This window comes from Amycolatopsis thailandensis, from assembly GCF_042723255.1.
Taxonomy (GTDB): domain Bacteria; phylum Actinomycetota; class Actinomycetes; order Mycobacteriales; family Pseudonocardiaceae; genus Amycolatopsis; species Amycolatopsis thailandensis.
Genome location: NZ_JBHXJK010000003.1, coordinates 51,375 through 77,947, shown reverse-complemented (window position 1 = coordinate 77,947; position 26,573 = coordinate 51,375). Strand labels below are relative to the sequence as shown.

Here is a 26,573-nt window from a genome sequence, read left to right as displayed (position 1 = left end):
CGTCTTGAGGTTCTTCACCATCGACTACCGCAAGGACCGCGGTGGACGACGTGGCACTCTCGTGAACCGCGGGCTGTTCCTGCACCAGACGCCGCGGCTGACGCCGTGGTGCCGGCTGTTCGGGCATCGCCCGGTCGTCGACGGCTACGACAGCACGTACGGCGCGAAGTCGGCGCGTTGGGTGGCTTGCCGTCGGTGCGGCGTCCGCCCGAATCCGCAAGGTCGGCTCGACGGCGACCTGGTGCTCGGGCAGGCCTACACCGGCCCCTACGGTCCGCCGCGCCCTGCGAAGAACGAGAAGAGCCTGGCGCCGATGCCGAAGTCGGACGGCGCGCATAGCCTGCCGGGGCCGTGGCCTGCGCACCCGACTGGCGAGGTCGGCGGACAGGTCGTTGTCGGCCACCAGATTAACGCGTTCGCTGCCGAGGTGACAGTCGGCTGCGCCGGGTCGGAGAACACCTTGTCGGCGCACGTCGGGATCCACCCTCTGTTCGGGCTGTACCTGCACACCGCGGGCCACGGCCAGTGGCTCCAGCGGCGGCTGAACGCGATCGGCTACGAGGACCGAGTCATTGGCGTGTCGATCGGCGGAGGACATCTGCGGTGGCAGGTGTGGACCACCGCGAACGCATGGTCCAGCAGCACGCCGCGCTGGCGCGACGGCTCTCTCAACCTCAGCATTCTCGACCGCGCGCTCGGCCCGAAGCGGTACAGCTACGAGGACGTCCAGACGGTGACCGGGCTGCTGCGGCTGCCGCACGGCGACGAACACCTGCTCACCCTCACACTGAAGCGGCAGACGCACGGGCGGACGCGTGGGCGGAAGACGTCGAGCTGGATCGTGGGGTGGAGCTGCCGGGACGGAATCCCCTACCGCGCGGGCGACAGGGTCGTCATGTCGTCCGCCGTCGACGTTCGAGACGAAGCCGTCGAGGACCGGGGATGGCCGGCGGAAGCGCTCGCCGCCATCGCGTACCGGATCACGAAGGACCGGACCCGGTACGGCTTCGGTCCGATCCCGGACATGCTCGTGCCTGGCGCCTGACCAGCCTGCCGGTTGCCGATATCGAACATGCGTTCTAGTGTGCCAGGCCGGAGGCCACCGCCCGAGTCTCCGGCCCAGCCACGCCAGGAGCAGCCATGCACGACGACCAGCCCACCGTGTGGAAGATCGCCATCCGCGATGATATCCGCGCCCACATGTGCACCTACCCATCCCCGCAATGGGCATCGACCGAAGCAGAGAAGGACTGGGTACTCGAACACCTCCTGCACCGACCACGAGAGGACTACACCGTCGAAGCGGTACCAGGCCCGATCCTGGACGCCATCCCGCGCGAGCAGGACCGGTTCGCCCGGGTCCGCAAACAACTCTGGCGCGAGAGCTTCGAACGCCGCTTTCCCGATCGCCCACTGCCGAAGAAGCTGCTCGACGAGAACAGCTGACCGCGGTTCGTGTAACACCCTGATGGGTCACGGCGACGTGGTCGGGAGACGTCGAAGGAGTACCTCGTGACCCGTCCCCAGGCGCCGCTCGGAGTTCTCCTCCTGCGGCTGATCATCCCGTTCGCCGTGCTCTTGGGCTACTGGCTGTTCCGGCTCCCACGCCTCACCGGCGAGCACGCCGGCGACAGCGCCACCGCGGTCGAATGGGTGCTCGCGATCGCCGGCACTCTCGTCGGGATCGGCGTCATGGTCGATGCGGGCTGGAAGCTGTTCAACAGGCTCGCGCCGCACCCCGACGAGGACCTGGTCGACGAAGCGGACGAACCCAAGCACCGCCGCGCGAGCTAGCGTTCACGCGGCCGCCGCCTGCCGATCCAGCACCTTAAGCACATCGGCGAGCCGGTACCGCCCGTCCTCCCGCGCCGTGATCTGCCCGCGATACCGCCACTTCCGGACGCGGCCCGCCCGAACCGGCGTCCCCCAGGTCCGGGTTTCGGTCTCGATCTCCCCTGGCGTCATCCACGTTGCCTCGACGTACCGGCGCGCCTCAGCGACCGCGTCGGCCCGGTTCAGCCACTCGCCGCACATTCCGCACTGCGCAGACACCCGGTCGAACTCGCACGAGACCGGGGAGCTGCAGCATGGGCACAAGCCGAGCGGTACGTGCGGCGGCTGCTCGACCATCGTCCAGGCGCGCTCCTCGAGAAGGTATGCGTAGTCGGAGCCGGTCCAGCGCCACCGTGCGAGCTCCTGCTGAAGTTCGAGGGCGTCGAGGTTGATCGGCGGCGAGCTGGCGAATCCGGTCTTCGTGCCGATCGCGCCGGGATGGCTAGTGACTGCCTGGCGGGCGACGACGTGACTCAAGAGATCGAGGATGTCGGTCATGCGGATGGCTCCTCTACCGGCTGCCAACGGATCTTGAGGCCAGGGTAAACGCGGTCGTCGAGATCCGATTGTTTACATCTGTGCGCGCTCGGTGTCGCGCGACTCTGTGGACGTTAGGCCAGGTGGGTCCGGTTTTTGTGGCAAACAACCTGTGGCAACTGCGGACCGTTATTGAACAGATGTTTGCGTGACCCATCGTGATCGCTTATGTTCCAAGGCAGGGGCCGATCTGTGTCTTGTGGACGATCGGTCTCGTGGGTTTGGGGGTCCTGGCGGCCCGGTTGAGCACGGCTGAGGCGCTCCACTGTCATGCGTCTCCCGCACAGGTCGTGCTCCCGGGTCGTTCGGGGTGGGAGGTGGATGTTGTGGGGGATGTACCGCAGACCCACTCGAACCCGGCTGAGCTGGCGGAGAAGCGCGCCGAGGCGTACCGGCTGAAGTTGCGTGGCCTGTCGGATCGGGCGGCCGCGGCCGAGATGGGTGTGTCGCACACGACGATCCAGAACTGGGTGAGGCAGGAAGCCGACGACATTGTGCTGCCGCTGGCCGCTGAGTTGCGGAAGGTGCAGCTGGAGCGGCTCGGCGAGATGCGACAGGCCGCGATCGAGGTGCTGGAGCGGTTCCACCTGACCGTGTCGCACGGGAAGGTCATCAAGGACGACTACGGGGATCCGCTGGAGGACGACGGCCCGAAGCTGCAGGCGATCGACCGGTTGCTCCGGATCGAGGAGCGGATCGCGAAGCTGATGGGTCTGGACGCGCCGACGAAGGCCGAGATCGAGGCGCGCGTGGAACCACAGCCCGCTGAGCTGCAGAAGATGCTCCGGCAGGCGCGGGAGCGGGTTGAGCAGGACGAGGCGACGCTGCGGGGGTGATCCTGGTGGCTTTCGCGATGCCGGCGAAGCTGAAGGCGTACTGGCTGGGTGAGGGTTTGGCGCGGTGGGCGTCGACGGCGACGCCGTACCGGTCGTTGGTGGCGGCGTTGCGATCGGAAGGCGTACCGGGGCGCATGGTGCATGGGGCGGCGGCGAACTTGTATCACGCGCATTTCGGGCGGTGGCCTGGTCGGCATGAGGGTGCGGAGCCGGGTCCGTGGGACAAGATCGCGGACCGGCATGCGAAGGCGAGAGGGCGGAAGTGAACGATGCATGATCCACTAGTTGTCGCCTTCGAGATCCGTCGCCCATGGCCGCGCCGCTCACCCTCCTACGACGATGACCGCTCGCGGGATGGGCGCCGCTGGCGGATCTCAAGGGGCGCGTTCTGGACGCTGGCCGGGCGCGGCTGGTACTTCCCGTCGATCATTACGGTCTGGCATCGCGAGCCTGGCGGCCGCGACTCGGGTGAGGTCTGCAAGCACTACCGACACATCGAGCGCCCCGACGGCCGGACCATCAAGACGACGCGCACGTGGCGTTGGCACCTGCACCACTGGCGTATCCAGATCCTGCCGCTACAGACGTTCCGTCGATGGGCGTTGACCCGCTGCGCATGGTGCGGCGGCCGTAGCCGCAAGGGCGATCGAGTCGATGTCTCGCACCAATGGGACGGCAGGCGCGGGCCGTGGTGGCGCGGCGAGCTCGGCCTGTACCACTCTGGCTGCTCCAGCGTCGAGCGGGCGCACATGCTGTGCTACTGCGCCGACCCGCTGTTTGACCACGACGGCTTCGGCCGCTGCGCGTGCTGTGGCGGACTGCGAGCGTGGCACCAGGAGCCGACCGACGCGCACCGGATGCTCCGCACGCTCGCAAAGGGCCAGCGGATCCCGGCGGCGATGTTGCCGCACCTCGAAAAGATCTGGGCCGACCTGCGCGCTGAGCGCGAGACCAACGCGAACTGATCGCGTGGCAGCACGCGCGGGGAGGCGATGTGAAGCTCTTCGGGGTGCTGGCGGACACGCAGGGCTGCGGTTGGTACCGGATGATCATGCCGTTCACGGAGGTCGCGCGCCGGAACCCAGGCTGGCGGCTTTACCTCGACGGGCTGATGCCGGACCGGGTCGACGGGATCGATGTGCTGGTCGCGCAGCGCACCTGCCTGCCGGAGCCCTCGGCGACGTTCCAGCGGCACTGCCGCGAAGGCGCGGTCCGGACGGTGCTGGAGCTCGACGACGACCTGTGGTCGCTGGATCCGGCGAACCGGGCGGCGGTGAAGTTCTACACGCCGGAGCTACTGGAGAACCTGCGCCGGAACGTCGAGCTCGCGGACGTGGTCACGACGACGACGGAGCCGCTCGCCGAGGTGCTGCGGCAGATGAACCCGAACGTAGTCGTGTTGCCGAACATGATCCCGAAGTGGCTGCTACACCACGATCGGCCGGTCACGAACGGGCGCGTCACGCTCGGCTGGGCGGGCGGCCCGGGGCATTCGCGGGACTTCGGCGAGATGGCCGCGCCGGTGCGTCGGCTGTTGCAGCATCCGCGGTTCCGGGACGAGGCCGAGTTCCACATGATCGGCGGTCCGGATTGGACGGACCGTGTGTCGTCGCCGCGGTCGACGACCCGGCATACCGGCTGGTTCCCGAACGTCGAGGACCTGTATCGGGCGCTCGACTTCGACCTCGGCCTGGCGCCGCTGCGCCCGACGCCGTTCAACGACGCCAAGAGCGACGTGAAGTTGCTCGAGTACGCGGCGCTCGGCATTCCGGCGATCGCGTCGGACACCGGGCCGTATCAGCGGGCCGAGGCTGCCGGGGCGCTGGCGCTGCTGTGCCGGACCGCGCGTGACTGGGCCGCCGCGCTGGAAGCGCTCGTCAACGACGCCGAGGCGCGCGACCGGATGGGCAAGGAAGCACGTGAGTGGGCGGCGACCCGCTCGATCGAGACCAACGCGCACTTGTGGGAATCCGCCTACGGCGCGAAGTGAAGTGAGGGAGTCAGGTCCCATGAGCATGATCTGGGCATTGAGTGATCTTTCCGAGGCGGAGCGGCAGGTGCTGGCGCAGGCGGCTCGCGTCGAGGTCGAGAAGGCCGAGGACTCGGACGCGGCGAAGCGTTGGGAGGACATCGCTGTCTCGATTGAGAACGGCGGCAAGGAGCCGCACAGCGTCAAGCCTGGTACCTACACGCCGCTGGACGGTGGTCCGCGATGACGGACTACACGCCGCGCGCCGCGTCCTCCCTTCTGTCCAGCGCTCTCGCTCGCCTCGACGTCATCCAGCCCGAGGGACTGCGCGATCCGGTGCGGGACATCCTGCGGGCGGGTATCGAAGTCTGCGTGTCGTCGCGGTCGCTGCTCGGGAAGCCGATCCAGTACACGATCAACTTGGCTCAGGCGATCATCGACGCTCCCCTCGGCGTCGAGCCGCGTAAGCCCACGTCGCTCAGCGACGGCCCGCAGTGAACCCCGTGGTGATCGTGCCGTGGGGCAGCGACGGCGGGCCCCGTGAGCGGGTGTGGAACTTCCTGCGGCCACGCTGGGAAGCGACTGGTCTGGATTTGATCGTCGCTGCGGACCCGCTGTTTGGGGAACCGATGGCGGACTTGACAGCCGACAGCGAGCGAGGCCCGATCAAGACCGTGAAGCACCCGTTTTCCGTAGCGCGGGCGATCAACCGCGCGGCCAGGCTCGCTCCCCCGGAGTACGACGCCTTCGTGCTTTTCGGCGCCGACCACGTTCCGGATTCTGCGGTGCTGGACCATGCACAGGCGATGCTCGGCCAGTACGAGTGGTTGCCGCTGTACCGCCGGATCGCGTACGCCTCGGAGCAGTCGACCGCCGAGTGGCTCCGCACGAAGCCGATCGACCTGATCGGCACCTGGTTCAAGGAGCCGCAGCTGTGCCCCGGTGTTCTTGCGGTCCGGCGGGAGTTGTTCGAACGGGTAGGTGGCATGGACGAGCGCTACGAGGGCTGGGGCTACGAGGACAACGCCTTCTACGAGACGCTCTGCCGGGCGGCCGCGCCTGGTCCGGTGACCAGCGCGGTGCTGCGCGAGCTGTGGCACCCGCGAGACCACAGGGACCTGAACAGCCCGAACCGGGCGCTCTACCTCGGAGGCTCGCGTGGCTGAGTACCGGCTGTTCGACCCGGCGGATCCGCCGGCGTGGCTGGATCCGGAGTGGTGGCGGGACACCCCGAACTGTGATCACCTCGGTCATCCGGCTGGTGTGCATCGCGCGCGGCTTGAGCACGTTGCGCGGCTGGCCGCCGACGTTGCCCGGCGGGAGCGGCTGGACTGGATCACCGACATCGGCGCGGGTGACGGTGCTCTGCTGTCGCTGCTTCCCGCCGCGATGCGGCGCCGGGCCTGCGGTTTTGAGATCATCACCGATTCGGTGAAGGTCGCCACTGCGGTCCGGGGTGTCGAGGTCCGGCAGGCGAATGTGCTTGTCGACGAGATCGCGTGGGGCGCGCCGTCGAACCTGGTGATCGCTACGGAGGTTCTGGAGCACCTGGCGGATCCGCACGGGTTCGTCCGGGACGTGCTGGCCCGGAACGCAGACTGGCTGATCGTCAGCTCGCCGTGGCGGGAGACCGCCGACTACCACGAGGACAACCACGCCTGGGCGTGGGACCGCGTCGGCTACCGGGCGCTGGTCGAACAGGGCGGCTTTGAGGTCGTCAAGCATGTTGACGTCGAGTGGTCGCAGGTGATCACGGCGAAGGTGGTGAGGTCGTGACGGATCCGGAGATCACGGTCGTCATCCCGACGATTCCGCCGCGTAAGGAGCTGCTGCGGCGCGCGGTGGACTCGGTATGGGCGCAAACCTTGCGACCGTACGACGTGCTCGTGCCGAAGGACATCCACCACCGTGGAGCGGCGGCGACCCGGCAGCTCGGCCTGGAGCACGTCAAAAGCGACTGGGTGGCGTTCCTGGACGACGACGACGAGCTGATGCTGAACCACCTGAAGGTCCTCGCCGCGGCCGCGCGGATCTTCAACGCGGACTACGTGTTCAGCTACTTCATGGTCAAAGACGGCACCGGGCGTGAGCGCCCGGAGATCGATCCGCTCGGCCACTTCGGCCGCGCCTTCGATCCGGACCAGCCGACACAGACGACGATCACGACGCTGGTGCGGACCGAGCTCGCTCAGGCGGTCGGGTTTCGGGAGCCGCCGCCCGGCGCGCTGATCAACGGCGAGACGTACGGCGAGGACTTCCAGTTCACCGTCGAGTGCGTGAAGGCGGGCGCGAAGATCGTGCACGTGCCGCGGCGGACCTGGTGGTGGCACCACCACGCCGGAAACACCAGCGGCCGACCAGATCGCTGGTGATTTACACAATCCCCCCGGCAACGGAGGGATTGTGTAAATCGCGGGCGGCCCCCGCCGTGCGGCTATCCGTTACAGGTGGTGACGAAGTGTTCGATCTCGACGCCTACCTCGCGGATCTGCCCGAGGAGTTGCTGCAGCTCTCTGAGGGGCGGCAGCTGCTGACCCGGCTCGACCCGCTGCTGTTCGCGCTCGTCTACCTGCCGCAACACCTGCGCGGTGAGGAGACCGGCGACGAGATCAGCTTCTCCCCCGCGCATCTGGAGTGGTGCGAGCTGGCGAAGCGGTACGTCCGGCCGATCTCCGGCAGCGAGCCCGGCGAGCTCCGGGACGCGATCATCGCGCCCCGCGGGCTCGGCAAGTCGACGTGGTGGTTCCTGATCATCCCGCTGTGGCTGGCGGCTCACGGCCACAGGAAGTTCGTCGCGGCCTTCGCCGCGTCCGGCACCCAAGCCGAGCAGCACCTCGCCACGTTCAAGGCCGAGCTGCAAACCAACGAGCTCATCCGGGCCGACTTCCCTGACCTGTGCGCACCGGCGCGCCGGCCGCGCGGGACGACTGTCGCGGACACCCAGAACCTCTACATCGCGACGTCCGGGTTCATCTTCTCCGCACGCGGCATCGACTCCGAAGTCCTCGGATTGAAGATCGGCCGCCGACGCCCGGACCACATCGTCCTCGACGACATCGAGGGCACCGAAGGCAACTACTCGGTGACCCAGAAGGAACACCGGCTGGCGACGATGCTGTCGGGCATCCTGCCGATGAACAACAAGGCCAGCGTGACGTTGGCCGGGACGGTCGCGATGCCGGGCGCGATCGTCGACGACATCGCGGCGAAGCAGCGTGGTGAGGAGTCGCCCGGCTGGGTCGAGGGCGCGCAGTTCGTCGCCCGCTACTACGACATCATCCAGGTCGGCGCCGACGGCGCAGAGCACAGTCTCTGGCCTGAGCGCTGGTCGATGGTGTGGATCAACAAGGTCCGGCATCACCGCTGGTTCGCGTCGCAGATGCGGAACGACCCTCTCGCCGCCGACAGCGCGTTCTGGTCCGGCGAGGACTTCGTCATCCGGACGGATCTGCCGCTGACGCACCACGTGCTCGCGATCGACCCCGCGGTCACGACGAAGGCCAAGTCGGACTTCACCGCGCTGGCGGTGGTCGGGTACAGCCGCCCGGCGGACGCGTGCCTGATCTGGGACGCCTGGCAGGTGAAAATCCCGCCCGGCGAGAAGCTCCGCGCGCGGGTGCTGCAGATCCTCGATGCGTACCCGGAGATCGCGGGCGTGGTCGTCGAGACGAACCAGGGCGGCGACACCTGGCTCGCGATCCTGCATGACCTGCCGGTGAAGGTCCGGACCGTGCACCACGACGAGCACAAAGAAGTTCGCGCCGGGTCGCTGCTGGCGAAGTACCAGCGCAGCCGGGTCTTCCACGCGAAGCGCCTGCACCAGGCCGAAGCACAGATGATCCGTTTCCCGCTCGGCGCGCACGACGACCTCGTCGACGCGATCGGCACCGGGGTCGAGGTGTTCCTGAAGAGCGACAAGCAGCTGCCCGGCGCCGGCGCCCGGGAGGCCGCCGCATAGAGAGGGGCCGATGTGAGCGACCTTCAGGACGGCCTCAACGAGATGACGAAGGCCGAGCCCGGTTACGGCAAGGCCGTGGCCTATTCGGACGGCCCGATCAGCGAGGTGTTCGCGTCGCGGCGGATCCGTCGACTGCTGCGCGAAAAGGGAGTGAGCTTTCAAACGCCCCTCGGTGATGTCGTGATCGACGCTGTCGCGGACAAGCTGCGGATCGAGGCCATCACCGCGGACACCGAGCCGCGAACGAAGATGATCGCGAACGTCGACGAGGACAACGGGATGGCTCTGGTGCGGCCGGCGGTCATGCGGCGCGCGTTGCAGCTCGGCGACTCGTACCTCATGGGGTGGCCCGTCATGGACAACGAGGGCGAACCAGTGCCGGGGAAGGTCCGGATCTCGGTGCATGACGCCCGAAACATGCGGGTGATCTACGACGAGGACGCGCCGGAGCAGCCGAAGTTCGCAATCCAGAAGTGGCAGATCGACACCACCGAAGGCAAGCGGGTCCGGGTCGATCTGCTCTACGCCGACAAGCTGCGGCACTACATCTCGAAGACCTCGAAGGCCGAACGCGCTGCGGACTTCATGGAGTATGCGGCGGATGGTCGCGAGGCCGAGGAGGATAACCCGTACGGCCAGCTGCCGGTGTTTCACTTCCACGGCACGGGGTTGCCTGGCGAGTACGGGAGGCCGGAGCACAGGTCGTTCTATGGAACGCAGGATAAGTTGATCAAGTTGACGTCGAGCGACATGGCCGGGGTCGACTTCGCGTTCCTGCCGCAGAGGGTGGCGCTGCGCGAGGCTGGGGCGAAGTCGTCCTCGCCTGCCGAGCTGGATGAGGACGAGTTCATGTCCTCTCCGGACGGTCAACGAACGCAGACCCGGGACGGGCAGCAGGTTTCGACGCTGTCGTCCGAGCCTGGTTCGATCTGGGATCTGATCGGTTACAAGGACGTCAAGCAGCTCGATCCCGCCGATCCGGACGTGATTCTCAAGCGGCGTGCCGAGTATCTGCGTGAGGGCGCGGTGGCCTCGAAAACGCCGATGCACCTGTTCGACCGGACCGGGCAGATCCCGTCCGGGGTCGCGCTGACGACAGCGAACGAGCCGCTCGACAACAAGTCCACGTCGCGTCGGACGTTCTTCGACTCGACGTGGCGTGCCTTCTACGCGTTCGTGCTGAAGATCCTCGGCGAGGACAACGCGGTCGTGACGCTCGCGTGGGCGCCGATCGAGTCGACCGATGAGAGCACGAAGCTGGCGCAGGCCAAGCAGAAGCAGGAGGTCGGAGTCGAGTTCGTGCAGACACTGACGGAGCTCGGCTACAAGGCCGAGGACGTGAAGCGCTGGCTGGAAGACGGCGACGGCGGCCTGCCGCAAAAGGTCGCGTTGCTCGCCCAGCTGGGCCAGGCCGTGTCGGCGTTCTCGACCGCGGTCTCCTCAGGCGTGATGGACAGTTCCGTGGTGCAGCAGGTGATCAGCAAGGTGATGGGGGACATCGATGACCAGTCCCCCGCCCCCACCTGAACGGGTCGCCGCGCATGACGCGGCCGCGCTCGCCGCCGAGGCCGCCGCCGTCGCTACGGTCGTCGCGGCCGTCGAGGCCGCGTTCGCCAGCGTGTGGCAGTGGGTGCTCGCCAGCTGGGCGCGGGTGTTCGGCTCGCCGGACACGGTCGGTGAGGGTGAACCTCTGCGTGAGCTGCTCGATGACCTGGCGGGCCGGATCGCCGCGGTCGACGTGGACCGGGTCGACGAGCTGCTCGACGGCGCGAGGCAGGCACGGAAGCTAGGGATCGAGCAAGGCGCCACCGAGGCGGGCATCGACTCCGACGGGGCACCGCTCGATATTGATCCCGCCACACCAGAGGCGATCGACCGCGGTGTCGAGCAGGCGAAGGAGAAGCTGCAGCGCGCCGCCGACGAACTGAAGCACGTCGAGAAAGCGAACCGTCAGGCAGTCCTCGACCGCGCGTCGATCGGGCGGCAAGCCGTGCCCGTGCTGACGCGGACCGCGCGGACGACGTTCAACGCCGAGCTCAACGGCGGCATACTCACGGCCGCGATCGCGGCCGGCGCGCAGGTGCTGTGGATCGCCGAGCGAGACGCCTGCCTGGCGTGCACCGCGTTGTCCGGCCATCTGGTCATCCCGGGCCAGGCATTCCCGGACGGCACACAGTTCGGTCGACAGCGTGGGGCGTTCGCGCCTGTCACGGCGCCGCCGCTGCATCCGCACTGCAGATGCCGGATCTCGCCCTGGAGTGGACACGACTCGACAGCCGCCGCCCGGTCCGCCGCCCTCAACTGGTCCGGGGCGATGGCGGATGCACGGCAGCGCGGCGACCAGGCAGCGATCGTCGGCGCGCGCCGCGGCGCAACAGCGGCGGCGAAGTCTGGAGCGACCGGCTACCCGGAAGCGCTGCGCCGCGAGGCCGAGCGCGCCGTCCTGCGCGGCGACTCAGCCTTCGACACCGAACACGCTCGACTCGGCGCCGCAGACCGACTGCTGATGCGGATCGGCACCGCCAAGAACTCGCATTCCCCATCCGGCTGGCAAGTCCCGGCGGCGGTGAAGGCGAAAACCCGAGGCGCGGTTCGCCGCGGCTCATTCAGCAAGTAGCCCGCGATGGGCTCATCAGTCAGGAGGACGCCTAGATGGCGATCAAGACGCTCAACTTCAGGTTCGCGCGCGTGGCGCGGGATGCTGGTGACGAAGCCGGTATTGGCGGGGGCGGTTCGGCGGGTGACGAAGGCACTGAGCAGGACACCATGACCGGCACTGACGACGGTGACGAAGAGTCCGACGACACCGTCGATGACGAGGACGGCGACGAGGGCGAGCAGGAGCAGCCCAAGCCGAAGCCGTCCACGAAGCCGTGGAAGCCGCCGACGCAAGCCGAGTGGGAGGCCACGCAGGCGAAGCTCTCCAAAACCAATGCCGAGTCCGCCAAGCGCCGCACCGAGCTCAGGACACTCAAGCAGAAGTACGAGACCGACACCGAGCGCGCCGAGCGCGAAGCCGAGGAGCGCGTCTCCGCCCGCTACAAGCCGACCGCCATCAAGGCCAGTGCCCGCTCGGCGCTCCTCGAGGCGAAGGCCAAGCCGGAGCGCGTCGGCGCGCTGGCCGGACTGCTGAAGATGGACGACCTCGACATCAACGAGGACGGTGAGGTAACCGGGCTCGAAGCCGAGGTCGGCCGCGTCGCCAAGGAGTACCCCGAGTTCTTCCTCTCCGAGGAGGAGGAGAAGCCGGCGTCGAAAACGAAGCCCGGCAAGGTCACGCCGAACGGGAAGCCCGCTCCTCCCAAGGAGAAGGCGCCTTGGGACTTGATCGCCGACCGCATCAACGGCTGATTCCATCCACGAACTCCCAGATCTGGACCTGCTGGGAGCTCGCTGGGAACTCGAACACCACCAGGTCCATGCCAGCCCGAGATGGGCATCTGCCGCAGCCCGTGAGGGACACGCGGCGTCCCTGATCATCCACAAGCGAAAGCGAGGCAGCGATGGCTGTCGCATTCACGGGTGCGGGCTGGATCCCGATCGAGACCAACCCCGAAGTCATTCAGAAGGTGCAGCAGGCGTCGGCGGTCGAGCAGTTCGGCCACCACGTCCCGATGGGCAGCAACACCAAGTACACCCCGCGTTCCGGCGGCGTGCACCTGTCTCGTTGGGGTCGGTCGCAGCCCGCTCCGGCGGACAACTCGCCTTCCGACTCGGTGCTGCTGAACTCGGACAAGATCGGCGGCAAGGTCACGATCGCCGAGGAGGACATGGCCGATTCCGCCGCGAACATCGTCAAGACGAAGAGCCTTGACGCTGGTGGCAGCTACGGCAAGCTGTTCGACAACATCTGCCTGGGCATCACGGTCGCGAAGGCCACGTCCGGCTGGGGCTTCGACAGCCTGTACTACCAGCTCACCCAGAACGACACGGTGACCGGCTACACGGCCAACAGCAACCTGACACTGGCCGGGTCCGGCGGGATCACCTACGACCTGCTCAACGCCGCGTTGGGCAAGTACGAGCAGGGCGACTACTTCGACCCCGCCGAGACGATCGTGATCGCCTCCCCCGCGTTCAAGCAGACGCTGCGCGGCATCAAGAACAGCAACGGCGACCCGATCTTCAACGAGTCGTCCAACGGCACCGCAGGCGGTGGCCAGGGCGGCACGATCGAGATCTTCGGGCACCAGGGCCAGTGGTCCATGGGCTGCAAGACCTCGACGACCGGGACCGACTCCCCGACCGGCGCGCCGTTCATCGTGTTCGGCAACCGGCAGTTCCTCCACGTCGGTGACCGGAACCCCCTCGCGGTGAACTTCCAGGACGCCGAGAGCGGCATCGGCGTCGACACCGACGAGAACGTGCTCTACTTCCGGGCCCGTAAGGCATTCGCCGTCGGCGCTCCGGGCGCGTTCTCGATGCTGGTGGCCGGCTGATCCGACGAGCTGTGATGGGGTCGCGCGGCGTGCTGTCGCGCGGCCCTGTCGCCGGAGGGAGCCCGCATGGTCGACACCTGGGCCACTGTCGCCGACGTCCTGAAATTCACCGGTAAGACGGTCGGCGAGGACAAGGTCACGATGGCGCAAGCCAACATCGATCTGGTGGCCGGGAGGCTACCGGCGGACGCTGAGAGAATCGGCGACCGCGATCAGCACTGGCTGAAGCTCGCCGTGGCCTACCAAGCGGCGTGGTTGACCGCGCAGCCGGATGTGTTTGAGCGGCTCGACGTGAGGTCGACCGGCCAGTCCAGCGCATCCGGCGAGGAAGGTTGGCTGCAACTCGCACCGTTCGCGAAGTGGGCGCTGAAACGCGTCTCTTGGCTCGGATCCCGGTCGCTGCGGGTCAAAGCGCCCTACGAGGGCTCCGATGCACAGCGGGTGGTGTACGGCGACGACAACGATCCCGGTACCTGGGTTCCGATCGGAGGCTGACGTGTGGGCGCTCGCGACCTGCCGAGCCTCGATCTATCGAGGCACCATCCCGGATCCCGACTATGCGGACCCAGTACCGAACAACACCACGCCCTTTCATGCCGACGTAATTGCGGCGATCGACGAGCGGAACTCCCGAGTGTGGGATCCGGCAACGCAGACCCCGCGCGTGGTGCGCGTGGTCAAAGGCACGGTTCCGTCCACAACGGACATTCAGACCGGTGACCGGCTTCGGGACGACACCAACGACGTTCTGTACCTGGTGCAGAACGTGACCAGGCCACGAGAAGCGGGCCGGTCACCAGACATCGTGCTCGCCCTGAAGCGGATCGGTGACGACGGGGGGTAGGCCATGGACTACCACCCAGAACCAGGCTGGCACGACAAGCTCGATTCCAGGCACATCCGCCGCTGGTTCGAGGACCTGGTCCTGGAAGTCGGGGTGGACGCCCAGCGCGGCGCACCGGTAGACACCGGCCGCCTGGCGAGGTCCATCGAGGTCGACGTGAACGGTGACGTCGGTCGAATCGGCAGCCCGCTGGAGTACGCGCCGTATGTCGAGGACGGCCACCGGGTCGCATACAAGGACCCGCGCACCGGCGAAACCGTGTTCACCGGCGACGTCGTGCCGCCGCAGCCCTACCTTCGTCCAGCGCTGTACCGGCGGCGCGGCGGCTAGAACCTGAAGGGAAATCAGTCATGGCAGAAGGGTTTTCTGTCGCAGCGGCGAACACACACCTGGACAACCAAGTGACGGCGTACCCCTATTTCAAACTGCATGTCGGCCCGCCAGGTCCGAACGGGACAGCGAACGCGGCCTCGGAGGCGACTCGCAAGAACCCCGCGTTCGCGGCGGCTTCCGGCGCCAGCAAGGCATCCAGCGTGGATGCCGTGTGGACGAACGTCGCCGCCAGCGAGGACTACACGCATTACACCCAGTGGTCTGCGGCGTCGGGCGGGACCTTCGGCGGCTCCGGCGCGGTCACCGCGAACGCGGTCACCACCACCGACAGCTTCACCATCCCCGCAGGGCAGCTCGTCCTCACCGTCCCGGTCGCCAGCTGACCGCCAGTCTCAGCGACCACGGGAGGGGGTGACTCGTGGCCAGCTACTCCGACGACTTCAACCGCGCCGACAGCTCCGACCTCGGCGCCGGGTGGGTCGAGGTTTCCGGCGACTGGTCGATCAGCGCCAGCCAGCTCTCCCCGGGAAACACTGGCGGGACGGTCATCCTCCGCGCCGCGACCGTGATGGGGTCGAACGACCACTCGGCGCAAGTCGCCATCGCCGCCACGACCGCGGCGAGCCAGGGAGTCTGGTGCCGAGGCAACACGAACATCACCAGCGGCTACCTGTGGCGCAACAACGGCACGTCGTGGGATCTGTTCGCCGTCGTCGGCGGCAGCTTCACCATGATCGGCACCTACGTTGCGGCCGCCGCACCGGGTGATGTCGCGAAGGTCCAGGCAGTCGGCTCGACGATCAAGGCGTTTGTGAACGGCGTCGAACGCGTCAGCGTCACCGACACCGGCGTCGCTACCGGCACCAACGTCGGGATCCGCTCCGAAGCTGCCGGGGCGCTCCGCTACGACAACTTCGCCGCAGCCGACGCCGGCGGCGCGGTGACGGGATCCGCGTCCGGAGTCTTAGGCGGGCTCACGGGTGCCGCGTCCGGGGTCCGGAAGGTCTCGGCCACGGCAGCGGCCACGTTCGGCGGGCTGGGCGGCTCGGCGACCGGCATCCGCACCGTGCTCGGCGCAGCCATCCTGAACGGCGGATCTCTGGCGGGCAGCGCCACCGGACGCCGGACGGTCGTCGGCTCGGCGCTCGGCGTCGAAGGTGCTTTGACGGGCCACGCGTCCGGCACGGTCACGGCCGGGAACGATGGGAATGGCCCGTACATCTACGCCTCTGACGAGGCAGTGACGCGGGCGTGGCTGGCCCTGCTCAACGGATTCTCGGCCGGGATGGTCGGGGAAACGCTGCCGCGCAACACCGAGAGCTGGGCGGATTCGGGGTTCGTGACCGTGGCGGTGGCCGGCGGTTCGACGGTGCCGGAGTTCCGGCTGGAGTCGCCGGTGATGGACGTGCGCGGATGGGCGACCACGTCGGGCACGGACGCGCCGCCGTGGAACAAGGCGCGCAACCTCGCGCTGGCCGTGCAGGCGGGAACCTACCGGCAGGAGCCGTGGTTCGTGGAGCTACCCGCGTGCAGTGAGAACGCCGTCGTGAAGACGGCCTACGTCCTCGGGAAACCGAGGCGGGCATATGGCGACTTCGGCGACTACGCCGTGTACGTCCTGGACCTGGTCGTGAACTGGGTTCCGGTGGCCAAGAGCACCCCGTGAGGGGAACCGACAGCAATCCCTTCGGGACGTTCGGTCCCCAATCCATTGTGGAGTGCCATCATGGCCGACACCAGCGGCTTTGTGCCGTCGAACCTTGTGATGGGTCCGGCGCGCCTGTACATCTACCGTTTCGCGTTCGATCCGACCCTGTCCTACGAGCCAGCGCTGACCGACATCAACATCGCACCGGCCGGATCTGCCTGGTACGACACGGGTCTGACGCTCGGCGGGTCGAACGTGTCGATCGAGCCGACGTGGACGCCGCTCACCGCGGACCAGCTTGTCGACAAGCTCGGCGCGCGGCTCACCGACCGCGACATCAAGTGCACGGTGAACTTCGCTGAGATGACCCGCACGAACCTCGCGTACGCGTGGAACATGACGGCCGGACCGAGCGGCGCGGCTTACTTGACGTCGGATCTCAACGCTGGGCAGGATGCCAACCGCGCGCCGTACCGGACGCTGCTGATCGACGGCGCCGGTCCCGACAAGGCCGACGGGACGGCGCAGAAGCGGCGGGCGATCCTGCGGAAGGCATTGCCGTCCGGTAACACCGCGCTGAACTGGGCGAAGGCCGATCAGCAGGTACTCGCCAGCGAGTTCCAGGCGTTCTTCGTGTCCGAGACGGTGTCGCCGATCCGGCTCGTCGACCCGAACGGCTAACACCCCAAGTCGCAGCCCCGTGTCGCAGGAACCTGACGCCCTGCGTCACGGGGCTGCCCCACCCCTTTCCTTTGTCCTGTCAGGAGGACCAATGTCCCGTTCCCGCAACCGTCGTCGCCGTCGCCCGGCAGGCCCACCACCACCTAGTGCGTCACTGGGGATCGTGCTCGACTCGGAAGAGAGCGAAGCCGAAGTCGAACGGATGCTCGCCGATCGAGAACCCTTGTTCACCGTCAGCGGCACGACCTACACCATCCCCAAGCAAGTGCCGGTCGCGTGGACGCTGCAGGCCTTCAACATCGCGATGACGGCTGGGGAAAAAGCTGCGATCACCTGGGCATGTGCGACGGTCCTGGATCCCGAGGCGTGGCTAGCGCTGCAGGAGTGTAGGACCCTCACCGCGAAAAACCTTGAGGCGGTGATGAAGGCCGTGATGGATAAGGTCATCCCGGACGGCATGCCGATCCCAAAAGCCTGAGCGCCGCCTGGCACGACCGACTGTCCACTCTGGTCTGGTTCATCGGTCACATGGATGACGTGCTGTCGGACATGTCGGTCTTCCATGGCGTCGACGACATCCGCCCGCTTCCCGCGTCGGTGTTCTTCCCTCGAATGTTCCGGCTGCCGACGTACCGCGGTGCCGTGGCGCAGGCGCTCGTTCGTGACCTCGACACACCTCCAGTACCGCACCGCGCGGAGCTCCCGCCATCGACGCCGCCGCCCGAGAAGCCCTACGAGGCCGAGCAGATCGCGGCCATGAACCGGTCGCAACTGTGGGGCCCGATGGGCCTGCAACAGCAGACAGGGGTCTTCGACCTCGGATAGGGGGTCGCGGTGGCCGACGACTTCAAGATGGCTGGCGCCTACGTCGAGGTCCACCTGCGGGACCACACCGAAGCTGACGAGAAACGCATCCGGACCCGACTGGAGAACGCGCCAGCTGTCACGGTCAAGACGTACCTCGACGACCCCCGGAACACCAAGTTCGTGAAGGAGCGGATCGGACGCTCCCCTGCCGCGAAGATCCGCACTGACGCCGACGTCGCACTGGCCGACGCGCGGATCCGGGAACTCGCCGCCCGGCGCACCGAGGCCCTCGTCACCATCGATGCCGACATGGGCAAGGCGAAGGCCCGAATCGCCGAACTCGAAAAGCAACGCGGCAATACGAAGCTCGACGTCGACGCCGAGATCTCGAAGGCGAAGGCGAAGATCGATTCGTTGAAGGCCAAGCGTAATCGGCTGGTCCTTGAAGCTGACGTCGACGAAGGCAGCATCCGCAATGCTGCCGACAAGGTCGACTCCGAGATGGAGCGCGTGGCGCGACGCGCGAACGCCAGCTTCGACGCGCTGATGTTCGCCGGTCTCTCGATCGGCCTGCCTGCGGCCGCGGCCGTCGGGGCGGTGGGCGCGACGGCCGCGATCGCGCTCGTGCCAGCCGCTTTGGTGGCGCTCAGTGTCGCGACGTTGAAGAACAACAAGGACATCAAGGCCAGCTGGGAAGACACCACAGACCGGATCGTGACCCGCGCCGGCGACATTGCACGGGTCATGGGCGGTCCGATCCAGAAGGCTGCGACCGACGTCGGCGAGACGTTCACCCGGCTCGAACCGCAGCTCGAGAGGGCGTTCGATGGCGCTGCGCCGTCGGTCGATGAACTGGTCGGCTCGGTCACAGACCTTGCCAGTGAAGCCATGCCTGGTCTTGTGGTCGCAGCCGCGAAGAGCGAGACCGTGCTCAAGGGCGTGCGGGACATGTCCCGGGACACAGGCGCTGGTCTGTCGGACATGTTCTTCGCGATCGGATCGGAATCGAAGGCCGCAGGCACCGGCGTCGCGCAGTTCGGCGACATCACCCGCGACATGCTGGGCTTCGTCGGCGAGTTCTTGGCGAACCTCGCGTCCGGATCGACTGGCACGCTCCCCCAGTTCCGCGGCACCCTGCTGCAGGTCGAGGATGTCGTCCTCTCGCTGACCGGCGAAGGGATGCCGGCGTTGCAGGGCGCGACGTCGGGCTTTCTCGGGACCGTGTCGGGTGGCCTTTCGATCGTGAGCGGCCTCGTCTCGATACTCGGGCACCTTCCGCCGCAGGTCACTGAGCTCGGCGGGGCGATGCTGGCGGTGAACAGTTTCGCGCGCCTGTTTGGTACGTCGCTCGCCGAGACTGGGTTCGGGCTGCGAGCGTTCTCCTCCACGGTCGACGCCGCCGGGAACCGGACGACACCGTTCAAGGAAGCCATGGCCGACGCCGAGCGGAACGGCAGCAGCAAGTTCCGTGCGGGCATGTCGACGCTGGTGTCGTCCGGGATCAACCCACTCGGGATCGCACTGGTCGCCGGCGGCGCGCTGCTGGACCTGTGGGGCAAGAAATCGCAGGAGGCAGCCACCAGAGCAGCGGAGCAGAAGCAGTCGGTGAACGACTTGACGCGGGCTTACATCGCCGACGGCAACGCGGTCGGCGCGAACGTCCGCGCCACCACGCAAAAGGCACTCAGTGATCAGAACGCGTACCGCAACAGCCAGGTATTCGGGCAGTCTCTGACGCAGGTTTCCTCAGCGGCGCTCGGGAACAAGGACGCGCTGAACACCTACAACGCCACCGCCAAGGACTACATCCGCGGTCTGCTGTCCGGATCGGACGCGAACCGCGAAATGATCGGTACGGTCCTGGCGCAGGCCGACGCGTTTGCTAAGCAGGGCGGCAACGCCACGGACGTCGTGGATGGCCTGTCGGCCGTACGGCTGCATTCGCTCAACCTCACCGATGCACAACGTAACTCGCTGATCGCGACGCTCAACGGCATCTCGGCAGTGAACGGTGAGGCGCGGGCGCAGGCAGAGGCCGCACAGAAGGCCAAGGCGCTCGCCGACGCACAGGATCAGGTCGCGTCGATCGTCGCGCGCGGCACCACCCCCGCGATGTACTCGGCTCAGGCCGCGTCGAACGACCTCACCGCCGCATGGGAAGCGCTGAACACGGCGGGCGGCGATGTGGCGGCGAAGGGCAAGGCGCTCATCGACGTGATGCTGAGGCTGTCCGGGCAAACCCCGAGCGTCGAGGAGGCGATGCAGGCCTGGAACGACAGCCTGCGTGGAATTGGCGAGTCCTTCAAGGGCTTGAACCTGAAGGGCCACAGCAAGGATCTGATCGACGCATCCGGAGCGATTAACACCACATCCGAAGCTGGGTCGAAGCTCCAGGACACCGTGCAAACCGCGGCAACGCAGATGGCCAGTTACGGCCAGGCGCTCAAGGACGCAGGTACCCCGGCGGACGAGATCCGCAAGAAGCTTGAGGGGATGGAGGGCGATTTCGCCAAGCAGTTGCGGGCGCTCGGTCTCAACGACAAGCAGATCCAGCAGTTGGTCGAGCACTACGGGCTGATTCCGGACAAGATCCTGACGAACCTGAAGCTCGAAGGGGACGTCGAGGCGCAGAAGCAGCTGACCGACATTGTCGGGAAACTCAAGGACATCCCGCCACAGAAAGGTTTGCGGGTCGAGGCGCTGACCGACACCGCCATCAAGGCGCTGGCGGATCTCGGGTACTCGGTGGTCAAGCTGCCGGATGGAACGTTCCAGGTGTACGCGAATACCGAGCCGGGGCGTACAGCCGCGCAGAAGCTTCTCGGCGACATCGGAAACAGCGACGCGACGACCATGGTCTACGCGAACACCCAGCCCGCGGGTGAGGCGGTCAACAACTGGAAGAACACCACCTCATCCACTGAAGGCCGAACAACCACGTACACGAACGACGACCCGGCAACTGGGGTTGTCCGGCAGTGGAAGGTGACCACAGACGCGACCGGCGCTCGAACGGTCACCTACTCGAACATCGATCCGGCCACCGGCGCTGTGCGGGTGTGGAAGCAGAATGCCGACGGCACATGGGCTGAGACTCATGCCCGCGCAGACGTGGGTGCTGCTGAGGCCTCGCTCAACCATGCCGCACGGGACCGGACCGCTTTTATCCGGACGATCACAGTCGGGACCCCCGGAGGGGGCACGAACGGTGGCAGCCTGACCGGCAGGCCGGTCTGGAACGCACAGGGAAACATCCTGAAGTTCTACGCAGGCGGGGGTTTCGAGGGCTTGACGCCGATGGCGTCGCTGGCGTCGATGGTGCCCTCGGATACGTGGCGGGTCGTGGGCGACAACCCGCGGTTCCCCGAGGCCTACATCCCTATGGACCCGACGTCGAGACGGTCGCAGGCGTTGCTTGACGAGGCGAACACACGCATGGGTCGAACCGCGGCCAGCAGGAACATGACGATCAACAACAACGTCACGATCCACACGCAGGCCTATGAGCCTCAACGCGTCGCGGCCGCCGTCTTCTCCGAGCTCGCCTGGCAGATGAGAGGGGGGTGACCTGGTGCCGACTCGGGTGATCTGGCCGACGTACACGATCGGCACGTGGGCGGCCAATGTGGACGATGACCTCGGTTGCCGCTGGGTGGTCGAGAAGCAGACCCTGAACGACGGCATTGGCCGGAAGACCCACACCTCCGAACGACCGTTCGGGATGGGCGCCTACCGGAGCCGCTCCTACCCCGCGGCGCGGACTGGCCTGATCCAGGGCTACTGCCAGGCCCCGGACCGGGCCAGCCGCGTTACGGCACGTGACCGGCTGATGAGCCTGTTCCCCGCCGGGGGTCAAGCGCTGCTGGTTGTCGACGACGGGGTCGCACCGAGGCAGCTGCTCGTCGAGCTCGACAGCGACGTCCTGAAGTGCGATGTCTGGAAGACCGGTGAAGGGATCGATTGGCAGCTACCGCTGATCGCGACGGATCCACGCTGGCTCGACACGACGATGCAAGTGGCTGGGCCGTTCACGGTCGGTGGCGTGGTAGCCGATGGCCTCGACTGGGGCAGCGGCGGTCTGGATTGGGCGAACGGCGGCCTGGACTGGGGTAGCAGCGGGAACGGTGGCGTGTTGTCGCTGACGAACCCCGGCAGCGCGCCGACGTGGCCGGTCTTCACTGTCGTCGGCCCGCTTGTGAACCCGGCGCTCACCAACCCGGTGACAGGCGACGTGATCGCCTACACCGGCACCGTCGAGGCAGGACAGACGCTGGTGATCGACACCAGCCCGTTTACCCGCTCGGTCGCGCTCAACGGCGTCGACCGCTCCGGCCTTCTCGCTTCGGCGCAATGGATCGAGATCCCACCTGGCGGGCAGGTGACTGTCCAGTTCTCCGGCGCCGGCGCGGGAACGGTCACCGCGTCCTGGCGGTACGCCTACAACTGAGAGGGGGCCTGATGCCCACCAACGCGGTAGCGACTGGCTTCTGGTCCGCGATGCCTGGCGGCTCGCGCGTCAACTCCGCCCGTCAGGGGCGCGCTCTGCTCCAGGCCGTCTATCAGAACAACGACACCACCCCGATGAACGGCACACGCTCCGGCGTCGTGCCGACGACGTGGGACTCGGTCAACCTTCGTTTCACCGACCTTGCCGTGGCGGTCACGTCCGGGCTGACGATGAGCGTCGCGCCCGGATCATCGGTGGCGCACCGGTCTGGTCAGGGACCGTACGAGGGCTGGCTGCTCGCGGCGGCGTCGGTGACATGCGACCCCGCGCCGGCCACGAACCCGCGCAACGACCTGGTCGTGATGCGCTGGTACGACTCGGGTCTGGGCGACACGTCGCCGGACGGGAACCCGTGCCGGATCGAGATCATCACCGGCGCGCCGGGTGCAGTGCCCGTCGACCCAGTCACGGCGAACAGCCTGGGTGTCATCACGAACTGGGCGACCGCGCCGGTTCCGGCGCAGGCGGCCGGCGGCGGGATCGGGATCGTGCTCGCGCGGGCGCAGGTGTCGACCGGTGGTGTGATCACCTTGACCCGTCTGCGGCGCTCGGTCGGTGTCATCGGCGGAACTCGCGTGCTGATGGAGGGCGACAGCGACACCGCGGGCTCTGTGGGTGACACCCGCTACAACCCCGCCACCGACACGTTCGAGGTGCGCGACAGCGCCGGGAACTGGCGGAAGATCCGCTTCGGTCCGGATGTCGGCGGAGAGTGGCGCGACGCACGCACCACACCTCCCCTTATCGGTGGCGCGACGAAGCTGCAGTTCGCCACGAGCGTCGTCTCGGCCAACGGGCTCACGTTCAACGGCACGGACACCTGGACGTGCCAGACGGCCGGGCCTTACAGCTTCTTCGGTCAGCTGCGCTCGAACTTGGCCGTGAATGGCGGCATCTGCGTGGGTGCCACGACCTACAGCGACGCGACGCACATCCTGCCGTTCCTCGGCTTCACGAACGGCACCGACTACGCGATCTCTGGTACGGCGTACCTGAGCGTGGGGCAACAGTTCTGCTTCTACTTCTACAACAACGGGGGGGCCACCTCGATCAACAACGGGTTGCGTAACGCCATGGCGAAAATCTGGAAGCAGCAGGCAGCCGCCTGATGGGCACCGAGCGCGAGTACACCGCGGTCGTCTACTCGACCACCACGGGCAGGGTCTTGTACGACCTGGACCTGGACGCCGAGCCCGAGTGGTCAACGCGGGTAAACGACGTCGGCGGCGGCCGGATTATCGTGCCGTTGCCCGGTGACGAGAAGACGGCCCGCGTACGCGAGTGGTGTGTGCCCTGGCGGTACTCCATCGGCGTGCTACGCGGCGACACCGTCTGCCAGGGCGGACCGATCGTGCCGTACTCGCCGGACGATGACAAAACGAAGCTCGTCGTTGCCTTCAAGGGCTTCTGGGAGCTACTCAATCGTAGGCTGCTGCACAACGAGAACTGGAACCCGGCGACTGCGAAGATCACCGACCCGTCAGCGGACCTATCTATCACCGACAGCCTGCCGAACATCGGCAGGACGATCGCAGATCATGCATTGGGATGGCATCACCGCCCCGGATCGGACTTGCCACTCGACCTACCCCCCGTTCTTCCCGGCGGCGGGACGCACGTCAGGAACTACCGAGGCTACGAAGCAGCGTACGTCGGGCAGCGCTTGCAGGAGCTCACCCAGGTCGACGGCGGCCCCGACATGCTGTTCCAGCCGTACCTGACGACCTCAGGCGGTTTTCGGTACATCCGGCACCGGATGCTGATCGGCAACCCACTGCTGACCCAGCCGGGCGCTCCGTTGAGGTTCGACTACAACTCGACCTTGGTGTCGCTGAGCATCGCCGGAGACGGATCTGCCTTGGCGAACACCGCGTTCGTGAAGGGAACAGGGAACGAAGCTGGCACCCTGTTCGGATACGCCACCGACACGACGCTGATCGACGCCGGATGGCCGGCGCTGGACATGGTCGACACGAACCACACATCGGCTGATCAGCAGTCCACTCTGGACGGCTGGGCGAAAGCCGACATTCAGCTGTACGGCAGCCAGCCGGAACAGTGGCAGGCCGTCGTGCGCGCGGACGCCGACCCGCCGCTCGGCTCGTACACCCCGGGGCACTTCGCGGACTACAGCGTGAAGGGGCACCACTGGCTGCCGTCCGGGATCTACTCCTACCGGATCCTCGGCGTGTCTCACAGCGGCAGCACACCGCGGGGCTGCGTCGACCACCAACTACAGGCGGTTCGTGCCGCGTAAGGAGCGCGCACAGGATGGTGGCCAACCAGCCGATCGAGCGGCCGAACTCGCAGGACTACCTCGTCAACGAGCTGCGCGATCTGCGCCGGACCATCGAGGAGTTCACGCGGTCCAGCAAGTTCCCGTTCTCCATCGGGCACGGCGGCGTCCCGGACTTCACCGTGCTGCCCTCGGAATCCGGCGACGGCACCGCGGACCTGTCGGTCTACTACGGCGACGGGAACCCGCTGCTCGTCACCCGCACGGTCGCGGGAAAGAAGGTATTCGCGATCCGGGACACGCTCGTCGGCGGCCAGCAGCCGACGCTGTTCGGCACTGATCCGATCGCCGGGTACGGGCTAGCGACGCCGTACACGCAATACTCGATGTATCCCTACGATCCGCCGGACCTCGGCCACGGAAGCGCCACGTTCTATCCGATCTGGACCGGGAACGCCCAGCATTTGAACCCGGCGGTCCAGGCGTCGATTTTGCTGAAGCTCGTGTCGACGGCGCCGAACACGACGATGCAAGCCCGTTGGCACCTCTACGACCTCGTGACCGGCTACTCGACCTATGCGGCGGTGCAGTCGCTGACGAACGTCACCGCGGGCACCAGCTACGCCAACAGCGCACTCCAGGCCACAACGGTGCCACAGTCGGAGATCGGCAAGTCGCTGATCGTCGACCTCGAGGCGAGGATCTCCGTCGGCGCAGGCACCGCGTACGCGAGTCCGAACTACTTCGTCGGCTCGGGCAAGGGCCTCGCCGACTCGATTGGAGGCTGGTAATGACCGATCCCACCCCTGATCCTGCACTGGATCCCGAGTTCCCGACCGAAGGACCGGACGACGACACCCGACCCCCTGTGGTGCTGGTGCCGTCCCCGACCCGTCAGCCGATGCCGCAGATCCCGCCACCTCCACCCGAACCGACCATCGCCGAACTTGCAGAGGCCGACGGCGAAATCCAGCAGTCCGCTATCGACGGCGAGTAGAGCGGGAGGGTCTGCATGGTCTCTGTGCGTATCCCGCCTGGGTTCCTCGCCGCGCACGCCGTGATCCTCGGTACTGGGTACTTGCTCGGCCCGGACAGCTGGTCGTCCGGCGGAACGTTCACCGTGGTCCGCGACCTGGGCATCCCGATCCGGATCTGGGGTGCGGTGTTCCTGCTCGCTGGTCTGCTACTCCTCATCCAGCGTCGGACTTTCGGACACATCCTCGCGCTCGGCTCTTTCACCTTCTGGGGCGCCGGGCTCGCCGCAACGCTCTTCACCGGCCAGGCCACCGGGTATGGAGGACCCGCGCACGTCTTGCTTCTCGCGCTCGTACATGGCCTCGCGCTGTGGCAGCGCAGCCAAGCCCGTCTTGACCAGCACCGCGGGCAAGACCAATGACGCCGAGCACGAGGGGGTCACATGGTCCTCGCCGCCGACGCGGCTTCCACTCCGCCGTGGCTCGCGCTCGCCCTCGGCGTGTTCACGCTGCTCGGCGTCATCGCCACCGCCGCAGGCCCCGCCATCGTCGAGCGCATCAAGAACGCGGCCGGGAAGCAGAAGGACCCGAAGCCGGAGAAGCCCGACCCGCCCGCGCCGTCGACACCGGCGGTGGTCCAGCGAACTGACCAAGCACTGGACCTCGTCGAGAAAGCCATGGTCGACGCCCAAGCCGCGCGGGACAAAGCGCAGGCCCGCGTCGAGACACTCCTTCAACGGATCGACGACCTCGAAGCCGAACTCTACCGCCGAGATCCACTGTGGAATGGGGGCTCGAATGGGCAAGCAAGCTGACGCGCCCCTGGACGCTGCTCGTGAAGGCGTTCACGCCCTAGCGGCGGCCGCGCCACGTGAGGCACGGACTCAAGCTCGCGCGGTCGCCCGGGAGGAGTTGCGGCGCTTCTGGCCACGGGTAATCGTCGCGGTCGCGTTCGTTACAGCCCTGATCGT

Annotated in this window: 33 protein-coding genes; 32 read left to right on the top strand and 1 reads right to left on the bottom strand. The window is 67.3% G+C overall.

Annotated elements, in window-relative coordinates:
* Positions 1 to 4 precede the first annotated feature (4 nt).
* The 3 genes from ACFWMR_RS01985 (at position 5) to ACFWMR_RS01975 (ending at position 1,794) form a co-directional block, all read left to right on the top strand.
* Positions 5 to 1,045 carry a hypothetical protein gene (locus tag ACFWMR_RS01985; protein WP_378376215.1) on the top strand — a complete coding sequence of 347 codons (1,041 nt, stop codon included), beginning with the start codon at positions 5 to 7 and terminating at the stop codon, positions 1,043 to 1,045.
* Positions 1,046 to 1,140: 95 nt separating this feature from the next.
* Positions 1,141 to 1,446, top strand: coding sequence for a hypothetical protein (locus tag ACFWMR_RS01980; RefSeq protein ID WP_378376214.1), 306 nt, complete (start codon positions 1,141 to 1,143; stop codon positions 1,444 to 1,446).
* 66 nt (positions 1,447 to 1,512) lie between these two features.
* On the top strand, positions 1,513 to 1,794 hold the full coding sequence (locus ACFWMR_RS01975; protein ID WP_378376212.1) for a hypothetical protein: 282 nt from the start codon (positions 1,513 to 1,515) through the stop codon (positions 1,792 to 1,794).
* Positions 1,795 to 1,797: 3 nt separating this feature from the next.
* Here ACFWMR_RS01975 and ACFWMR_RS01970 read toward each other — a convergent pair whose 3' ends face one another.
* Positions 1,798 to 2,331 (bottom strand): hypothetical protein, encoded by a 534-nt coding sequence (locus tag ACFWMR_RS01970; RefSeq protein ID WP_378376210.1) that lies wholly within the window; start codon positions 2,329 to 2,331, stop codon positions 1,798 to 1,800.
* A gap of 365 nt (positions 2,332 to 2,696) precedes the next feature.
* Between ACFWMR_RS01970 and ACFWMR_RS01965 the strand changes: the two genes are divergently transcribed.
* The 29 genes from ACFWMR_RS01965 to ACFWMR_RS01825 all read left to right on the top strand — a co-directional run bounded on the left by ACFWMR_RS01965 (position 2,697) and on the right by ACFWMR_RS01825 (position 26,417).
* Positions 2,697 to 3,206 carry a helix-turn-helix domain-containing protein gene (locus tag ACFWMR_RS01965; protein ID WP_378376208.1) on the top strand — a complete coding sequence of 170 codons (510 nt, stop codon included), beginning with the start codon at positions 2,697 to 2,699 and terminating at the stop codon, positions 3,204 to 3,206.
* 269 nt (positions 3,207 to 3,475) lie between these two features.
* On the top strand, positions 3,476 to 4,171 hold the full coding sequence (locus ACFWMR_RS01960; RefSeq protein ID WP_378376206.1) for a hypothetical protein: 696 nt from the start codon (positions 3,476 to 3,478) through the stop codon (positions 4,169 to 4,171).
* 29 nt (positions 4,172 to 4,200) lie between these two features.
* Complete coding sequence (locus tag ACFWMR_RS01955) at positions 4,201 to 5,196, top strand: glycosyltransferase (RefSeq protein ID WP_378376205.1); 996 nt, start codon at positions 4,201 to 4,203, stop codon at positions 5,194 to 5,196.
* Between the two features lie 19 nt (positions 5,197 to 5,215).
* Positions 5,216 to 5,422: a hypothetical protein gene (locus ACFWMR_RS01950; RefSeq protein WP_378376203.1), complete on the top strand. Its 207-nt coding sequence runs from the start codon at positions 5,216 to 5,218 to the stop codon at positions 5,420 to 5,422.
* Positions 5,419 to 5,673, top strand: coding sequence for a hypothetical protein (locus ACFWMR_RS01945; protein ID WP_378376201.1), 255 nt, complete (start codon positions 5,419 to 5,421; stop codon positions 5,671 to 5,673). The genes ACFWMR_RS01950 and ACFWMR_RS01945 overlap by 4 nt, the downstream gene beginning before the upstream one ends.
* A gap of 131 nt (positions 5,674 to 5,804) precedes the next feature.
* Positions 5,805 to 6,341 carry a galactosyltransferase-related protein gene (locus ACFWMR_RS01940; RefSeq protein WP_378376200.1) on the top strand — a complete coding sequence of 179 codons (537 nt, stop codon included), beginning with the start codon at positions 5,805 to 5,807 and terminating at the stop codon, positions 6,339 to 6,341.
* Positions 6,334 to 6,951 carry a methyltransferase domain-containing protein gene (locus tag ACFWMR_RS01935; RefSeq protein ID WP_378376198.1) on the top strand — a complete coding sequence of 206 codons (618 nt, stop codon included), beginning with the start codon at positions 6,334 to 6,336 and terminating at the stop codon, positions 6,949 to 6,951. Before ACFWMR_RS01940 ends, ACFWMR_RS01935 begins: the two co-directional genes overlap by 8 nt.
* Positions 6,948 to 7,547: a glycosyltransferase family 2 protein gene (locus tag ACFWMR_RS01930; RefSeq protein WP_378376197.1), complete on the top strand. Its 600-nt coding sequence runs from the start codon at positions 6,948 to 6,950 to the stop codon at positions 7,545 to 7,547. The genes ACFWMR_RS01935 and ACFWMR_RS01930 overlap by 4 nt, the downstream gene beginning before the upstream one ends.
* An 86-nt stretch (positions 7,548 to 7,633) precedes the next feature.
* Positions 7,634 to 9,133 (top strand): hypothetical protein, encoded by a 1,500-nt coding sequence (locus tag ACFWMR_RS01925; protein WP_378376196.1) that lies wholly within the window; start codon positions 7,634 to 7,636, stop codon positions 9,131 to 9,133.
* A 12-nt stretch (positions 9,134 to 9,145) separates the two neighbouring features.
* On the top strand, positions 9,146 to 10,660 hold the full coding sequence (locus ACFWMR_RS01920) for a hypothetical protein (protein WP_378376195.1): 1,515 nt from the start codon (positions 9,146 to 9,148) through the stop codon (positions 10,658 to 10,660).
* Entirely contained in the window at positions 10,635 to 11,750 is a 1,116-nt protein-coding gene (locus ACFWMR_RS01915; protein ID WP_378376193.1) for a hypothetical protein, read from the top strand. Before ACFWMR_RS01920 ends, ACFWMR_RS01915 begins: the two co-directional genes overlap by 26 nt.
* 35 nt (positions 11,751 to 11,785) lie before the next feature.
* The gene (locus tag ACFWMR_RS01910; RefSeq protein ID WP_378376191.1) at positions 11,786 to 12,484 is read left to right on the top strand and encodes a phage scaffolding protein; all 699 of its coding nucleotides are present in this window, start codon (positions 11,786 to 11,788) and stop codon (positions 12,482 to 12,484) included.
* A gap of 152 nt (positions 12,485 to 12,636) precedes the next feature.
* Positions 12,637 to 13,572 carry a phage major capsid family protein gene (locus ACFWMR_RS01905; protein WP_378376189.1) on the top strand — a complete coding sequence of 312 codons (936 nt, stop codon included), beginning with the start codon at positions 12,637 to 12,639 and terminating at the stop codon, positions 13,570 to 13,572.
* 66 nt (positions 13,573 to 13,638) lie between these two features.
* Entirely contained in the window at positions 13,639 to 14,067 is a 429-nt protein-coding gene (locus tag ACFWMR_RS01900) for a hypothetical protein (RefSeq protein ID WP_378376187.1), read from the top strand.
* A gap of 1 nt (position 14,068) precedes the next feature.
* Positions 14,069 to 14,416, top strand: a complete 348-nt coding sequence (locus ACFWMR_RS01895) for a hypothetical protein (protein ID WP_378376186.1) — start codon at positions 14,069 to 14,071, stop codon at positions 14,414 to 14,416.
* A 3-nt stretch (positions 14,417 to 14,419) separates the two neighbouring features.
* On the top strand, positions 14,420 to 14,746 hold the full coding sequence (locus ACFWMR_RS01890) for an HK97 gp10 family phage protein (protein ID WP_378376184.1): 327 nt from the start codon (positions 14,420 to 14,422) through the stop codon (positions 14,744 to 14,746).
* A gap of 71 nt (positions 14,747 to 14,817) precedes the next feature.
* A complete protein-coding gene (locus ACFWMR_RS01885; RefSeq protein ID WP_378376182.1) occupies positions 14,818 to 15,132 on the top strand; it encodes a phage tail fiber protein in 315 nt (104 codons plus the stop codon).
* 35 nt (positions 15,133 to 15,167) lie between these two features.
* Positions 15,168 to 16,415 carry a hypothetical protein gene (locus tag ACFWMR_RS01880; protein WP_378376181.1) on the top strand — a complete coding sequence of 416 codons (1,248 nt, stop codon included), beginning with the start codon at positions 15,168 to 15,170 and terminating at the stop codon, positions 16,413 to 16,415.
* Positions 16,416 to 16,475: 60 nt separating this feature from the next.
* A complete protein-coding gene (locus ACFWMR_RS01875) occupies positions 16,476 to 17,078 on the top strand; it encodes a hypothetical protein (protein ID WP_378376179.1) in 603 nt (200 codons plus the stop codon).
* Positions 17,079 to 17,241: 163 nt separating this feature from the next.
* The gene (locus tag ACFWMR_RS01870) at positions 17,242 to 17,556 is read left to right on the top strand and encodes a hypothetical protein (protein ID WP_378376177.1); all 315 of its coding nucleotides are present in this window, start codon (positions 17,242 to 17,244) and stop codon (positions 17,554 to 17,556) included.
* Between the two features lie 50 nt (positions 17,557 to 17,606).
* Entirely contained in the window at positions 17,607 to 17,903 is a 297-nt protein-coding gene (locus ACFWMR_RS01865) for a hypothetical protein (protein WP_378376176.1), read from the top strand.
* Between the two features lie 9 nt (positions 17,904 to 17,912).
* The gene (locus ACFWMR_RS01860; protein WP_378376174.1) at positions 17,913 to 21,452 is read left to right on the top strand and encodes a hypothetical protein; all 3,540 of its coding nucleotides are present in this window, start codon (positions 17,913 to 17,915) and stop codon (positions 21,450 to 21,452) included.
* Positions 21,453 to 21,456: 4 nt separating this feature from the next.
* A complete protein-coding gene (locus tag ACFWMR_RS01855) occupies positions 21,457 to 22,332 on the top strand; it encodes a phage distal tail protein (protein ID WP_378376172.1) in 876 nt (291 codons plus the stop codon).
* Between the two features lie 11 nt (positions 22,333 to 22,343).
* On the top strand, positions 22,344 to 23,501 hold the full coding sequence (locus ACFWMR_RS01850; protein ID WP_378376170.1) for a hypothetical protein: 1,158 nt from the start codon (positions 22,344 to 22,346) through the stop codon (positions 23,499 to 23,501).
* Positions 23,501 to 24,649: a hypothetical protein gene (locus ACFWMR_RS01845; RefSeq protein WP_378376169.1), complete on the top strand. Its 1,149-nt coding sequence runs from the start codon at positions 23,501 to 23,503 to the stop codon at positions 24,647 to 24,649. Before ACFWMR_RS01850 ends, ACFWMR_RS01845 begins: the two co-directional genes overlap by 1 nt.
* 14 nt (positions 24,650 to 24,663) lie before the next feature.
* The gene (locus ACFWMR_RS01840) at positions 24,664 to 25,419 is read left to right on the top strand and encodes a hypothetical protein (protein ID WP_378376167.1); all 756 of its coding nucleotides are present in this window, start codon (positions 24,664 to 24,666) and stop codon (positions 25,417 to 25,419) included.
* A complete protein-coding gene (locus ACFWMR_RS01835) occupies positions 25,419 to 25,625 on the top strand; it encodes a hypothetical protein (RefSeq protein WP_378376165.1) in 207 nt (68 codons plus the stop codon). The genes ACFWMR_RS01840 and ACFWMR_RS01835 overlap by 1 nt, the downstream gene beginning before the upstream one ends.
* A 15-nt stretch (positions 25,626 to 25,640) precedes the next feature.
* A complete protein-coding gene (locus ACFWMR_RS01830) occupies positions 25,641 to 26,024 on the top strand; it encodes a hypothetical protein (protein ID WP_378376163.1) in 384 nt (127 codons plus the stop codon).
* A 21-nt stretch (positions 26,025 to 26,045) separates the two neighbouring features.
* Complete coding sequence (locus tag ACFWMR_RS01825; protein WP_378376161.1) at positions 26,046 to 26,417, top strand: hypothetical protein; 372 nt, start codon at positions 26,046 to 26,048, stop codon at positions 26,415 to 26,417.
* Positions 26,418 to 26,573 lie beyond the last annotated feature (156 nt).